Annotated in this window: 11 protein-coding genes and 2 pseudogenes; 11 read left to right on the top strand and 2 right to left on the bottom strand. The window is 42.6% G+C overall.

Annotation, left to right across the window (positions count from 1 at the left end; translation table 11 throughout):
* Positions 1-246 (top strand): annotated as a pseudogene (locus tag FBY58_RS09405) (hypothetical protein); the annotation flags it as partial.
* Here FBY58_RS09405 and FBY58_RS09290 read toward each other — a convergent pair.
* A pseudogene (locus FBY58_RS09290) lies at positions 233-1,011 on the bottom strand (IS5 family transposase). The pseudogenes FBY58_RS09405 and FBY58_RS09290 sit on opposite strands and share 14 nt — an antisense overlap.
* A gap of 236 nt (positions 1,012-1,247) precedes the next feature.
* Between FBY58_RS09290 and FBY58_RS09285 the strand changes: the two are divergent.
* From FBY58_RS09285 to FBY58_RS09270, 4 genes are all read left to right on the top strand, one after another.
* On the top strand, positions 1,248-1,676 hold the full coding sequence (locus FBY58_RS09285) for a hypothetical protein (RefSeq protein ID WP_260432198.1): 429 nt from the start codon (positions 1,248-1,250) through the stop codon (positions 1,674-1,676).
* Positions 1,677-1,785: 109 nt separating this feature from the next.
* Entirely contained in the window at positions 1,786-2,067 is a 282-nt protein-coding gene (locus tag FBY58_RS09280; protein WP_014466420.1) for a type II toxin-antitoxin system RelB/DinJ family antitoxin, read from the top strand.
* Positions 2,060-2,329 carry a type II toxin-antitoxin system YafQ family toxin gene (locus FBY58_RS09275; RefSeq protein WP_012817705.1) on the top strand — a complete coding sequence of 90 codons (270 nt, stop codon included), beginning with the start codon at positions 2,060-2,062 and terminating at the stop codon, positions 2,327-2,329. Before FBY58_RS09280 ends, FBY58_RS09275 begins: the two co-directional genes overlap by 8 nt.
* A gap of 235 nt (positions 2,330-2,564) precedes the next feature.
* Positions 2,565-4,805: a TonB-dependent siderophore receptor gene (locus FBY58_RS09270; protein WP_141920761.1), complete on the top strand. Its 2,241-nt coding sequence runs from the start codon at positions 2,565-2,567 to the stop codon at positions 4,803-4,805.
* Positions 4,806-4,902: 97 nt separating this feature from the next.
* Here the strand turns inward: FBY58_RS09270 and FBY58_RS09265 are convergent, their stop codons facing one another.
* Positions 4,903-5,634: an SDR family NAD(P)-dependent oxidoreductase gene (locus FBY58_RS09265; RefSeq protein ID WP_141920760.1), complete on the bottom strand. Its 732-nt coding sequence runs from the start codon at positions 5,632-5,634 to the stop codon at positions 4,903-4,905.
* Between the two features lie 141 nt (positions 5,635-5,775).
* Between FBY58_RS09265 and FBY58_RS09260 the strand changes: the two genes are divergently transcribed.
* The 6 genes from FBY58_RS09260 (at position 5,776) to FBY58_RS09235 (ending at position 13,649) form a co-directional block, all read left to right on the top strand.
* Positions 5,776-6,438, top strand: a complete 663-nt coding sequence (locus FBY58_RS09260) for a ParA family protein (RefSeq protein WP_011078127.1) — start codon at positions 5,776-5,778, stop codon at positions 6,436-6,438.
* The gene (locus tag FBY58_RS09255) at positions 6,435-6,722 is read left to right on the top strand and encodes a chromosome partitioning protein ParB (RefSeq protein WP_141920759.1); all 288 of its coding nucleotides are present in this window, start codon (positions 6,435-6,437) and stop codon (positions 6,720-6,722) included. Before FBY58_RS09260 ends, FBY58_RS09255 begins: the two co-directional genes overlap by 4 nt.
* A 160-nt stretch (positions 6,723-6,882) precedes the next feature.
* Positions 6,883-7,764 carry a helix-turn-helix domain-containing protein gene (locus FBY58_RS09250; RefSeq protein WP_141920758.1) on the top strand — a complete coding sequence of 294 codons (882 nt, stop codon included), beginning with the start codon at positions 6,883-6,885 and terminating at the stop codon, positions 7,762-7,764.
* A gap of 262 nt (positions 7,765-8,026) precedes the next feature.
* Positions 8,027-10,069, top strand: a complete 2,043-nt coding sequence (locus FBY58_RS09245; protein WP_141920757.1) for a TonB-dependent receptor — start codon at positions 8,027-8,029, stop codon at positions 10,067-10,069.
* 89 nt (positions 10,070-10,158) lie between these two features.
* Positions 10,159-11,937: an ABC transporter ATP-binding protein gene (locus FBY58_RS09240; RefSeq protein WP_141920756.1), complete on the top strand. Its 1,779-nt coding sequence runs from the start codon at positions 10,159-10,161 to the stop codon at positions 11,935-11,937.
* Complete coding sequence (locus tag FBY58_RS09235) at positions 11,934-13,649, top strand: ABC transporter ATP-binding protein (RefSeq protein ID WP_141920755.1); 1,716 nt, start codon at positions 11,934-11,936, stop codon at positions 13,647-13,649. The genes FBY58_RS09240 and FBY58_RS09235 overlap by 4 nt, the downstream gene beginning before the upstream one ends.
* Position 13,650: the final 1 nt, after the last annotated feature.

The raw sequence follows: 13,650 nt of genomic DNA, 5'->3' as shown, positions 1-13,650 counted from the left end.
ATTATTGAAAAATGGATTTTTCCAAAAATTGAAGGTTTCTCTATAATGTTGAAATATTTTTCACTTGTTCTGATGTCTATAATGGCATGTTGTTGGCAGACATCTGCATGGGCAGGCCAATGTTATAATTTGGCACGGAAAGAACCCTCCCAGTTAACAGGTATCATCGAATATATTATTTTCCCGGGCCCACCCAATTATGAAGATGTTCAAAATGGAGATACACCAGAACCTAGGTTATGTTGACAAAGGAAGGTAACCACAATTTTACGGCCGCGATATGAAGGAAGGCGAGGAAAGATTTTCTGGTTTTGTCATAGCGTGTGGCAATACGTCTGAACTGCTTCAACTTATTGAACATCCGCTCAATACGATTACGATCTTTGTAGTGCTGGAGATTATAAGGAATAGGCTTTTTCCGATTGGAACGAGGCGGGATAACAGGAAGGATGCCTCGAAAAAGCAGTTTTTCGCGTAACCTATCGCTATCATATCCTTTATCAGCGAGAAAACGGTGGGGTGTTGTGACAGGGATATCTATCAAGCTATCAGCGCCAGAATAATCAGAGACCTCACCACCTGTAAGTTCGAAAGCTAGAGGGCGGCCTTGACCATCGGAACGGGCGTGGATCTTGCTCGTAAAGCCTCCGCGGCTGCGACCAAAGCCTTCCTTATACGTCCCCCTTTTGCGCCAGCCGCTTGGCTGTGGGCGCGAATAATCGTACTATCTATCATATGTTGCCAGTCATCTGTCAGGCCAAGGTCAACCAGGGTTTCAAGAAGAGCGTCCCAGACACCCTGTTCTGCCCACCTACGAAACCGAACATAGACCGAATTCCATTTCCCATAACGTTCATGCATATCTCGCCACGGGCAGCCTGTTCGAAGCACATAAAGCATACCATTGAGAAATAACCGATTACTTTTGGCGGGACGCGCGCAGCGGCCTCGTTCGCTTGGAAGAAGACCCTCTATTATCTCCCACTCCGCGTCTGTCAGATCTCCTCGCATCCTATCTGCCCTACAAAACTTGTTCTCAAGTTATCTCTAAAAATCTTAAATTATACCCTTTGTCAACATAACCTAGTTACGTTTTAAAGCTTAGTAATCCGATTTGCCTTTCCGGTGATGAGTTCGCTGACCCCAAAAATCATTTCCAATCGGTTCAATTAGTTGGAACCAAGGCAACATCAAAACTGCTTCAGCAATTTTTGCATAAAAATGTGACTGTACAGCTTACCGATACTATGGCTGCAGCTACAGGACACCACCACGAACCCTTAGTAGCGACTGTAACGGCGGTTCGCCCTGTGTCTTATTCCGCTCCACAAGCCAAAGCCATGGACTTTATAGATGAATATGGAACGGCAGCGACAACGATACGGGCATTTTATACCGCATTAGGAGATGGGCAAGGTGCCGCAGCTTCTGCCTTAATAGTTCCAGAAAAACGCTCGACGCCCGCGTTTTTGGCTTCAAATCTTACCAAATTTTATGGGAGTCTGACTGATCGGATACAATTACTGGATATTGCCCAAGAAAACACGAATATCTTTATTGTGCGTTATCATTATGCCGCAAAATCGCATATCTGTAATGGCAGAGCATCTATTATGACCTCCATGCGGAATGGCCGGAATTTCATACAGTCTATTCATGCATTGAATGGCTGCTAGCTTTTATTGAAAAACGACTATCACACCATGATTCTTATTTGAAATAAGTATACATTCAGCGTATTATTAGTAGCAAATATATGCTGAATGTATATCAATAGGTGTAAAAATGGCGACAACAAGTTTCAATCTGCGATTGGATCAGGATTTGCGGGATCGAGCCTTTCCGGTATTAGAGCGTTATGGATTAAGCGCAGCGCAGGCATTTAAGTTGTTTTTAAATCAAGTGGCCGAGACCAAAACGATTCCGCTATCTTTCGATTATGCTAAAGATGAGCCCAATACGACCACACAAAAAGCGATGCTGGAGGCATTAAGGCGCACTGATTTTTCGGAAGCCTTTACGGCAGCAGAGGCCTTGAAAGTATTACAAGAGAACCATGATGCGTAAGGTCTTGCTTGAAAAACAATTCAAAAAAGACGCTAAAAAGAATTTTCTAGAGTTTGTTACCCCCGCATGGGCAGAAATTTTAAACTGCCTTTGTCAAGATTTGGAACTCCCGCCAAGATATAGAGATCATGCCCTTTCAGGTAATTGGCTTGGCTTTAGAGATTGCCATGTAAAACCGGATTTAGTGCTAATTTATATGAAGAATGGCGATGATTATGTTCAATTAGTACGTTTGGGAAGCCATTCTGAACTATTTGGGTAGAGCCATAAAAGCGTCCGAAATATAAGATTACCTGATTATTTTATTTATCCGGTAATTTAAAAAACCAGATAAATTTTAATATCCATAACAGCCTGATTTTACAGTTTCATTATAATAATTATTATTTAAATTAATGATATATCATAACATTATAGTTAAATATCATTAAGTGCTATTGAAAATTATTACCAATAAGATATGCGTTTCAAAAAAGGGCTATCAGGTGGGTTTTGTTATGAATTTTCGAGCGCTTTGTCTGAACACCATCGGACTATCCAGTTTGCTTTCCGGTATGGGAACAGCGTTCCTTTCTTCCTCTGCATGGGCAGAAAATGCTACATCACAAAGCAGAAACAATGCGCTTCTATTTTCATCAAAAGCATCTGATCTTAAAAAAGAAGAAACCGTTCCGGCCGTTACCAAACAAGAAGATCTTATTGTAACAGCTTCTCGCAACAATCGAATGTATGTATCAAGTGGTGGGGATTTGGGCGCTTTGGGCAACAAAAAAGGCCTTGATGTTCCCTTCAATATTCGCAGTTATAATTCTAGCCTCATTTTGAACCAGCAGGCTCAAACCTTGGGTGAAGTTCTTCTTAATGACCCAACGGTCAGGACGACAACAGGATATGGAAATTATGCCCAGCTTTTCCAGATTCGGGGTTTTACCCTGTATGGTGATGATGTGGCGATTGATGGATTATATGGCGTAACACCTCGTCAGCTTGTTTCTCCACAACTCTATGACTCCGTGCAAGTTTTAAATGGCGCCAGTGCTTTTTTAAATGGAGCGGCTCCCGGCGGATCAGCTATTGGTGGTAATGTTAATCTTGTCCCCAAACGCGCGACATCAACAGATATAACACGGGTTACCGGCGATTATACCAGTAATGGCCAAGGTGGCGGTGCGGTCGATATAAGTCGAAGATTTGGTCAGGATCGTGCTTATGGATTCCGTTTTAATGCGGCAGGCATGAATGGTCGAACAGCGATTAAAGGAGAACGCCGTGACGATATTGCTATTGCCGGTGCTTTTGACTGGCATAATGAAGATACGCGGATAGATATGAATATGAACTACCAGAAACAACAGGTTTTTGGGGGGCGCAGTTCTATTATCGTTTCCAGCCTTGGAACAGATATGCCCGTTCCAAAGACGACTTCTCCATCAAAAAATTGGGGACAGAAATGGGCTTATACCGATTTATCTTATTTATTCGGTACACTGAATATAGAGCATGATTTTGGAGACCATATCACTCTTTATGGTAAATTCGGAGCGCAGAGTGGTCAGGAAATAGGCAATTATGCCACCACGACTTTAAAAAATTCTTACACAGGAGATGGAAGCGTTGGTGCGATGGCTACGGCCTATAATGTCCTGAATAAGTCAACTCAAGCCGGTGTTCGCGCCCATTTCAAAACCGGTTTTATCAAGCATGAAATCAATGCAGGAGGATCCGCTATTTGGGAAGAATCCTATGCTGCCTATGCCATGAGTTTGGTCGGCCAAGCAGGGAATATTTATAACCCCATCCAATTTACCCCGAATGAAACCTATGCCAGTGGTAATATGAAAAATCCGGGACGAGTTTCCATGAACAAGCTCTATAGTTTGTTTTTTTCTGATACGATGAATTTCTGGGATGACCGCATTTCTCTCACCGGCGGGTTCCGTTATCAAAACATCCTGTCCAATTCCTATGCTTATGGCACAGGTAAACTTCAATCACAGTATGAATCGGGCGTTATTTCTCCGGTTGTCGGATTAGTGGTTCATCCAATAAAACATTTTGCTGTATATTTTAATCGTATCCAAGGCCTTTCCGCAGGTACAACGGTAGGAGCAAGCTATGTTAATGCAGGTCAGACTTTTGCCCCCTATCAAAGCACGCAGTATGAAGTCGGAGCAAAATATGACATTGGCCGTTTTTCTGCCAGCGTCTCCTTTTACCAGACAGCAATGCCTTATGGGATGGTAGAATCCTATGGGAATACAGGCTTGTTAATTTATACCCAAGACGGGAAACAACGTAACCGCGGTATGGAGCTAACATTTAATGGAAAAATTTGGCGCGGGTTACGATTTAATGGCGGTCTAACTCTGATTGATGCCAAACAGATACGAAGTTCTGGAGGCAGTTACGACGGAAAAACCGTGATTGGCGTTCCGGATTATACGATTAATGGGAATCTCGAATATGATATTCCCTTTGTCAAAGGTCTGACCTTTGTTGGACGAGTAGTCAGCACAGGAAAGCAACAATTTAACAATGCAAACACAGCTCATCTAGCTGCATGGTCAAGGTTTGATTTGGGAGCGCGATACACCTTCCTTGTTCGCAATAAGCCGCTTACTGCACGGATCGAAATAGATAATGTTGGCAATCAACGCTATTGGGATTCCGTTTATCAAAGCAATTTGATTATGGGCGCCCCACATACTTTTAAATTTTCAATTACGGCAGATCTCTAAAAAATATTTTTAACGCACTGTTTTTAAAAGATTTTTCAAAAAACCAGATATTTATAATTACCGGATATTTTAAAATATCCGGTAATTTATTAAGGTTTTAGGCTTGCAAACCACCATCGACAGCAATAGCTGCGCCGGTAATATTACCGGATTCCGAGCTAGCTAAAAAAGAAACCGTACGGGCGATATCATCTACTTGGCCGTAGTTTTTCGTCGCTGTAAAAGAAGAAATTAAATCAAAGGCTTCCCCATCTGCCGGATTCATATCCGTATTGATAGGCCCAGGTTCAATGACATTGATCGTTATAGCTTTTTGGCCAAGATCACGAGCAACGCCTTTGGCAAAGCCTCGTAAGCCAGCCTTGGCAGCCGAGTATAAAGAAATGCCAGCAAAGGGGGCTCGACCTGCAAATGTTGAACCAATCAAGATGATACGACCACCAGATGGCAAATGACGCACAGCTTCGGATACTTCGACCATGACAGAACGAAGATTAAGGTTAAGCATATCGTTGATATCATCAACGCTTACCTGATCTATATTTTTATAAGAAAACATTCCTGCATTGCAGACCAAAACATCCACACGACCAAAATGTTTGACTGTTTCTGATATAACTTTTTTATTGCCTTCTACTGTTGAGCCATCAGCTTGAATAGATAAAGCCTTGCATCCCAAGGCTTCTATTTTTTGACAAATTTCATTGGCTTGGGTAGCACTTCTTGCAAAAGAGATAGCTATGTCGAAGCCATCATGAGCTAATTTTTGGGCAATGGCGGCTCCTATACCGCGACTTCCGCCTGTGATAATAGCGACCGGTTTCGTCATTCGTATTATTCCTTACTTCTTAGGCCTCATCCTCGAAGTATATTATGCCTTTCATCAAAATGGTTTGAAAATCATTTATTATTGGATAATTTAAATTATCCGGTTAATATAAATACCAGATAATTTTAAAAGGGTCATATTATGCCTACTGTTGTGGTTGCATCTCCCAAAGGAGGCGCCGGAAAATCAACAACAGCAGTCCTGTTGGGAACAGGACTGGCACATGCTGGAGCTGAAGTTGTTATGGTTGATTGCGATCCCAATCGCTCTTTAACCATATGGTCAAAACGCGGCACAATGCCTCAACGCATGCGCGTTCTGTCAGATGTCACGGAATCAGAAATCGTTAAAACGATTAAAAACCATGACAATGATGGAAAGATTATTATTGTCGATTTGGAAGGCATTGCGTCGCGATTAGTCTCTCGAGCAATATCTCAAGCCGATCTTGTACTTATACCTATGCGTGCGACAACTCTTGACGCAACGATCGGCGCAAGAGCTTTACAGCTAATAGAGGAAGAGGAAGAGGCACTAGACCGCTCTATTCCTTATGCTTTGGTTTTTACAATGACCAAAGCGGTTAAGTCAAAACAGCATAGTGGTATTGAAAAGTCTTTTCGAGAACAAGGTGTTGATCTCATTGAACCGCCTCTGATGGAGCGGGCAGCTTTTTCGGCTTTATTCGAATTTGGTGGAGATCTCTATAGCATGCCAGAACAGGGCAATATGGAAAAAGCGATAGAAAACGCCTCGCTTTTTGTCCAAGCTGTCTATCAAAGATTAACTGGAGATGCCCAGTGAGTAATAACGCTTTTAGTATCGATTTAAGCCGCTTAAAAAAACAACCCAAAACATCCTCGACTAAAGACACAGATCAGGTTGCTGAAGAATTGGGTTTTTCTTCACGAGAAATCGTGAAAAAAAGAGGGAGAAAGCCAAGCCCTCGCACTGGGCAAGTCCATGCCAAAGTGATGCCAGATACATCTGTCGAAATTGCGAATGAAGCAAAGCGAAGAGGCGTTCAGCAAGGTGTTCTGATTGAAGAGGCATGGCAATTATATAAGCAAAATATGGCTACAAAATAATCCGGTATTTTTAATTACCGGATATTTATTTTAATCTGGTTTTAAAAAGTTCAAATTTTTGTTAATCTTCTATCTTAATTTATAAAATTTATATTTTGATAATAAAAATTATTTGCAATAAATTAGGGGTTATAATTTTACGAAGAAATTATGTTTAGCAATGAAAAATATTAGATCTAGCCATATACATATAAAACACCCTCCCTATCTTGTAGGGCAGTCGCTATTACATCCTGTATTCAACCAATTTCATAGTGGTCTTAGTGCTAGTTGGTTTACATCTGAAAATACTTTTTCTGTAGAAGGCGTTTTTGACAACGCATCTTCTATTATAAGATGTTTAGTCATTCTTTCTGGAAGTTGCGAAATACGCATAGATGATGATATCTATATTTTAACAAGCCAAGATATTGTTATGGCTAACCTTCAGAATTCAAAATTCAAAATTAATACTAGCCATGATTTTTCCTGTCTAGAATTACATATAACACTCGAATTTCTAGAAGATATCAAAACACCCTCATGGGAAACTGAAATTTTCACAAAAAGAAAAATTCTTCGCAAAAGCAAGTTTTGTCTTTCTCTAAGAAAGGCAGCAACAAGCTTATGCCTTTCTATGCAGAAAGGGTTTCATAATGCCCCCTTGCGCTGCGCCATGGCTTTAGCTGTGATTGGTCATTCTTTTGAACATATACAAGAGAGTCATCCACAAAACACTCTTTCGACAATCGAGAAAGCTCGTTTGGACAAGGCATATAAATTACTGCTTTCAAGAAAAGATATTGCTCCAAGAATTATTGATTTGGCCAAATATAGTGGTCTTAGTGCGACAAGACTGAAGACAGGATTTCGGGAAATCTATGGTTGTGGGCCTTATAGCCTTTTTCAGGCACATCGGATGGAGCATGCCAAAATACTTTTAAAGAAATACTCTGTCACTGAAACAGCTATTCAGTTAGGATATAGTAATATCAGTCACTTTAGCGCTGCATTTCAACGTCAATTTGGTAAATTACCTAATACTTACCGTAAAAAAAATTGATTTTTTCTTTAAAAAATATCTTGAAAACAGTAATTTTTTAATAAATATTAAAAATCATATCATTACTTTAAATAAAGATACCCTAATACCTTAAAAGTGATTTTATCCACCCAATAGGGGTATTGGTCTTATACGGGTAGCAAGGATAATAATAATCACTATCAATAAATGAATGAGAAACAAAGCCTTACTCATTCATGAATGCCCTTTTAATAAGACACATCACCTCTGCGTCTTATCATGTGTTGCCTTGACTAGCCTTATGATAACCGATCCTGTGAAAGCAGCTTCTTCGATACAAGCAGAGACGACTTCAGCCTATAAAAAAGAACAAACAACCGAGAATAAAGCTCTATTAAGACCAAAAGATATAACGGTTACGGCAAAAAGACCTATCTCAACACAGGCATCAAGCTCGACGCATATTTCAGCTGAAGATATGCAAGCCTACCGGATGCAGACGGTAAGCGATATTGCTGAGCGTGTTCCAAACCTGTCCTTTACCAGCATGACCCCCAGTAACCCTGTTGTTACTGTCAGAGGTATGGGCAGTTCAGAAGATCATGGCTCTTCTTCCTATACACCGATTTTGATCGATGGCGTTGCCGTCCCGAGCTTTGCCTTGGGGCAAATATTTGATCTTTCTGATGTAGATGTGATGCGCGGCGCACAACTTACCGAAGGCATCAATGCTTTTGCGGGTCTCATAAGCGCGCATTCACACGATCCAGGGGATAAACTTTCTGCAACTGCCAGTTTTGAATATGGGACAGGAAACCGGAAAAGAGGCTCCTTTACAGCTGATATTCCTGTCAATGATTCGACCAGCATTCGCCTTGCTTTAGGGGGTGAAACTGCTGACGGCTATATTCATAACAAGGCACTCGATAAACATAATACCGGCGGCTGGCATAGCTGGTGGGGACGCTTAAAAATTCTGCATACAGACAGTTCAGGCGGAGAATGGCGTATCAGTCTGCATCACATGATCAATCATGGCGGCAACGACTATTTTGAAATGCCAGAAAATGCGAAAAAGCATATTTCTTACAGCACCGACCAAGGTAAAAACGATACCGAGTATGTATTAGGCTCACTCCAATATCACCGGAGTTTTAGTAAGCATCTGAATATCGATGCGATGTTTGGCGGAGTTGGTACGAAATGGAAATATTGGAATCCGCGCTCTGTTTTTAATGCCGTTTCAGGCAATTCGGCACCGACCCAGCAGATCGGTGGATCTCTCATGCTTTCGGGGACATTTGGGAAGCTGGACTGGAAAGGCGGCGTTTATGGGCAAAGAGCCCTCCGATCTTCTCCTTATGATTTTGATATGTCTCCGTATTATATCAGCCATACTACCGCTGATTTGGGAACAACCGAAATTGCGTTTATGGGAGAATTGGGATGGCATTTTACTCAAAACTGGAAATTAGTGCCTTCTATTCGGGTGGAACATATTGACTCATCTTTAAAAAATTGGACGAGTTCAATTAGCGGCGATGTGCCCACCTCTTTCAGCATGTCTCAATCACTCCCTGATCAGACGATATCGAAAACAGTACCACTTCCGGGAGTCAAGCTGGAATATAGTCCCAAGAATTTTTCATCACTGCGACAATTTATTTGGTTAAGCTATACCCGTAGTTTCTTGGCTCCAGGCTATAATCCGTTCAGTAACTATGCCGAAACGGCTTCGGTGCCATATTCTTCCAGTTATGGAAATAATATCGAATTGGGTTACAGGGTTGGCGACAAAAAAAATATTTGGTCGATCGAAGTTGTCGGCTTTTCTAATTTTCTTTCTAATCTTCAAGTCGCAGCAACCAGCCAATTAGGTGAAACCGTTGTTGCTACGGCAAAAAAGGCGCATTCTCGCGGGATGGAAGCAACCGTCCATTGGAGACCTATCCATAACTTCCAACTGAATGGCTTTGTTGGGTTAACCTATGCGGCTTATGACCATTTTATCTATGGCGGAAAAGACTATAGCGGTGAATTGATGGATTCCACTCCGATAAGCAATTTCGGCTTTTCGGGTGCATGGACACCGATCAAAGATTTAACCGTTAATGCCAGCATTATCCGGCGGGGGAGATCAACACTTCACCCCAGCAGCAACGTTGAAAACGATCCCTATCTTCTTATGGACGCCCAGATAGAAAAACGCTGGAAGCATTGGAGTATCGCGATTTACGGTCATAACTTGACCGATTCCGGTTATTACACGCGTGGCGTTCCTTCAGGAAGGGTAGTTGCAGCTAATCCGCGTCAAATCGGTTTGCGCGCTGGTGTCAGTTTCTAATCTTTCAAGAATAAAAACTCAAAAAACATAAAATCAATAAATCAGAATGGATAACCGGCTTATCCATCCGGTGCATTTGCGAGGGTCGTATGAGAGGGTTTGAGGTCGTTACCAGATTGGTCGCTTTGTTACCCATAGTAAAATCAAAAATCCGTTTAGGAATGCTTCTTGGTATTCTGGCGGGATTTTCAACGGTTATCGGTTTAAGCTTTAGCGCCTATGCGGTCTCGCAGCTTTTCGAACCAATAACGAAAAATTTTTGGATGTATCTTGCTGGCGGATTAGCCGGCCTAAGTGGTGGATTTGGTCTGCGAAGCATGGCTGATCTGACCACCCATGAAGCCAGCTATCGGCTAGAAGTCAAAATACGCGAAAATATTGCAGATAGATTGGCAAGCCTGCCTCTTGGAGACATTTATCAGCTTGGCGCGGGACGTATCAAAAAAATCATGCATAACGACGTGAAGGGCTTACATGCTGCTGTTGCAGATGCCTCACCTTTCGTCGGGGTCGGTTTTAGCCAACCTTTGGCTGCGCTCCTTGTTTTGCTGATTATACAATGGAAAATGTTCCTTGTCGTTAGCCTGATGCTGCCTGTTATCGGCTTATGTATGTATTTTATGACCCGTGATTTTGCCGAGCAACAAAAACGCTACAATAACGCCAGCGAAGCGGTAAATACTGCAGTTATCGAATTTGTGCAGGGTATGCCGGTCATCCGGACTTTCGATGGCGACCGTCTAGCCTTAAAACGTTTTAAAGGCATTATAGACACCTTCACTCGAACGGTTTCCGTCTGGCTGGCTTTTTCACGCCAATCCAGCAAACTCAATAATATTTTCATTACTCCGTTACCGACACTTCTGCTGATAAGTGCCTGCGGTATTTTTATGCTGCAATGCCACTGGATCAGCTTCAGTGATTTCTTGCTCGCAATGATGATCGGTAGCTTGCCGGTGCAAGCTGTGATGCCGTTGATGTATCTGTCGCAAATGCTTTCTGAGGCAAAGGCTGCGGCCAGTCGTATCTGTGAATTACTGGATATGAAGCCCCTGCCTGAACCGGCGCATCCCCAGATTCCGCACCAATTTGATATTACATTCGACCATGTGCGCTTTAGCTATAACAATGACACGAGAAAACCCGCTTTGGATGATATCAGTTTTGTTGTTCCCGAAAAAACAGTCTGCGCCTTGGTGGGGGCTTCGGGTTCAGGAAAATCGACAGTCGCGCGCCTTATTCCCCGTTTTTGGGATGTGACCAACGGATCAATCCGGCTTGGTAATATTGATATCCGCAATATCAACAGTCAGGTTTTATTACAGTATATTGCGTTTGTTTTTCAGGAGCCTTTTCTCGTTTCAGGGAGTGTCGCCGAGAATATTGCGCTAGCCTACCCCACCGCCAGTGATGAGCAGATCAGGAAAGCCGCTCAAATGGCACAGGCCGAAGACTTCATTCTCAATCTGGAAGAAGGCTACCAAACCCAAGTAGGCGATGGTGGTAACCGTCTATCTGGTGGTCAAAGACAACGGATTACAATTGCGAGAGCCTTACTTTCCAAAGCCTCGATTGTCATTCTGGATGAACCGACCGCATGGGTTGACCCCGAAAGTGAAGCCAAAATCCAGATGGCCTTAAAAACGCTATCACAGCACAAAACCGTCATCGTGATTGCCCATCGACTGGCGACAATCATGGATGCAGATCAGATTTTGGTGATGGAACAAGGCCATATCGTCGAAGGCGGGCGACATGCTGAATTACTACAAAAACAAGGGAAATATGCCGAAATATGGCAGCATTATCAAGAAAGCAGCCATTGGCATCTCGATAAAGGCAAGAAAGATTCCGGAGGTCTCTCGTGAAAATTTATAAATTGATGATGGAGATTGCAGGAAGCTATGCCCGTTATTTCCAGCGATCCCTTGTCTATACAATAATCGCGACACTTATTCAGATGGCATCCTATGCGGTTCTGGTGCCGCTGATGATGGCGATATGCCACGACAAGCCGAATACTGAAATATGGTCATGGGTCGGATTTTATGCGGCAACTATTGTTGTTGAAGTCTTTTTCCGCCTCAAAAGCATGAATTTTAATTACCAATATTGGCCATGCGTCATAGGCGAACAAAGAATTCGTCTCGCCGAGACTTTATACAAAATGCCTTTATTGCAATTAAAAGAAAAAGATGTCGGCGACCTCTCTGAAATCATGGGCAGCAATGTCATGAATGCCGCCAATGCCCTGTCATCCTTAGCCAATATTTTTGTTGAAGTTGTTTCGTTACCCATTTTGTTATGGGTCGCCATAACCTTGTTCGATTACAGAATGGGGCTAATTCTGGCGGTTTCCCTGATCGCCATGCTGCCGATTTTGTATAAAATACAGGCTATCTACAATAGTAGTTCAGCCGATCTCGACAGAGCCGATGCAGAAAGTGCCTCCCGTATTATCGAATATGTCAAAGGGATGGCGGTTTTCAAAGCCACATCGCAAGCTGGCGCGAAATCGCCTCGTCTGGAGGCCGTTTTTCATGACCAACAAGATATCCAAAGCCACGGCAACAAATCATCGGCCAGTTATATTTCACTCTGTCAATTTATTGTGCAACTCGCCCTTGTGATTCTGATCGCTTTTGCAGGCTATCTTGCCCAAAAACACAGTTTAAATATTCCGAAAACAGTCGCTTTGGTTATTATCGCGGTTCATATTATCGAACCGCTCAACACGATCGCAGCGATCAGTAAATTATTTGAAATCGCAGAGATATCACTCCAAAGAATTAAGAATATTCTGAATAGCAAGAGCTTGCCCCAGCTCCAACCGCAGGCCATTCCTCAAAAATTCGACATCAACTTTAATCAGGTCATGTTTGAATATCCGGACTCACCGGTTGTTCTTCACGATATTGATCTGGCGTTACCGACAGAATCCCTGACAGGTGTAGTGGGTTCTTCCGGCTGTGGAAAAACGACACTGGTTCAGTTGATCGCCCGTTTTGCAGACCCGACCAAAGGCGAAATCAAAATTGGCGGGGTTGATATCCGCTCTCTGACACAAAGCCAGTTATCCAGCCTTTTATCTATTGTTTATCAAGATGTCTGGCTTTTTAACGATACGATCCGCGCCAATATTTTAATGGGTCGCCCCGAAGCCACAGAAGAAGAGCTGATTCACGCAGCCCAATCAGCCAATATCCATGACTTCATTTGTTCACTTCCCCAAGGATACGATACCTTGGTCGGGGAAGTCGGGTCATCTCTATCGGGGGGCGAACGCCAGAGAATATCTATCGCCCGCGCTATACTTAAAAATACCCCGATTATCATTCTCGATGAACCGACAGCTTCTTTGGATTCTGAATCGGAATATGCCGTTCAAAGAGCCATCAGCAGCTTGATAAAAGGCAAGACGGTTATCATGGTTGCCCATCGACTAAATACACTCACAGCAGCCGACAAGATCATCGTCTTGGACAGAGGATCTATAATAGAGGAAGGCTGCCACGAAGATTTGATCAATAATAAATCATATTATTATAATATGTGGAATAAACAATTAAGATTAACCTAAA

Origin of the sequence: Zymomonas mobilis (genome assembly GCF_006715975.1) — a bacterium.
In the GTDB taxonomy this organism is placed as follows: Bacteria; Pseudomonadota; Alphaproteobacteria; order Sphingomonadales; family Sphingomonadaceae; genus Zymomonas; species Zymomonas mobilis_B.
The sequence above is the reverse complement of the archived record's forward strand: the minus strand, read 5'-3'. Positions and strand labels throughout refer to the sequence as shown.

Excerpts from the sequence above, each read along its gene's own strand:
- FBY58_RS09265 (WP_141920760.1), bottom strand. The coding sequence starts at position 5,634 with ATGACGAAACCGGTCGCTATTATCACAGGCGGAAGTCGCGGTATAGGA.
- FBY58_RS09250 (WP_141920758.1), top strand. The coding sequence starts at position 6,883 with ATGAAAAATATTAGATCTAGCCATATACATATAAAACACCCTCCCTAT.
- FBY58_RS09270 (WP_141920761.1), top strand. The coding sequence starts at position 2,565 with ATGAATTTTCGAGCGCTTTGTCTGAACACCATCGGACTATCCAGTTTG.
- FBY58_RS09245 (WP_141920757.1), top strand. The coding sequence starts at position 8,027 with ATGATAACCGATCCTGTGAAAGCAGCTTCTTCGATACAAGCAGAGACG.
- FBY58_RS09285 (WP_260432198.1), top strand. The coding sequence starts at position 1,248 with ATGGCTGCAGCTACAGGACACCACCACGAACCCTTAGTAGCGACTGTA.
- FBY58_RS09240 (WP_141920756.1), top strand. The coding sequence starts at position 10,159 with ATGAGAGGGTTTGAGGTCGTTACCAGATTGGTCGCTTTGTTACCCATA.
- FBY58_RS09280 (WP_014466420.1), top strand. The coding sequence starts at position 1,786 with ATGGCGACAACAAGTTTCAATCTGCGATTGGATCAGGATTTGCGGGAT.
- FBY58_RS09260 (WP_011078127.1), top strand. The coding sequence starts at position 5,776 with ATGCCTACTGTTGTGGTTGCATCTCCCAAAGGAGGCGCCGGAAAATCA.
- FBY58_RS09275 (WP_012817705.1), top strand. The coding sequence starts at position 2,060 with ATGCGTAAGGTCTTGCTTGAAAAACAATTCAAAAAAGACGCTAAAAAG.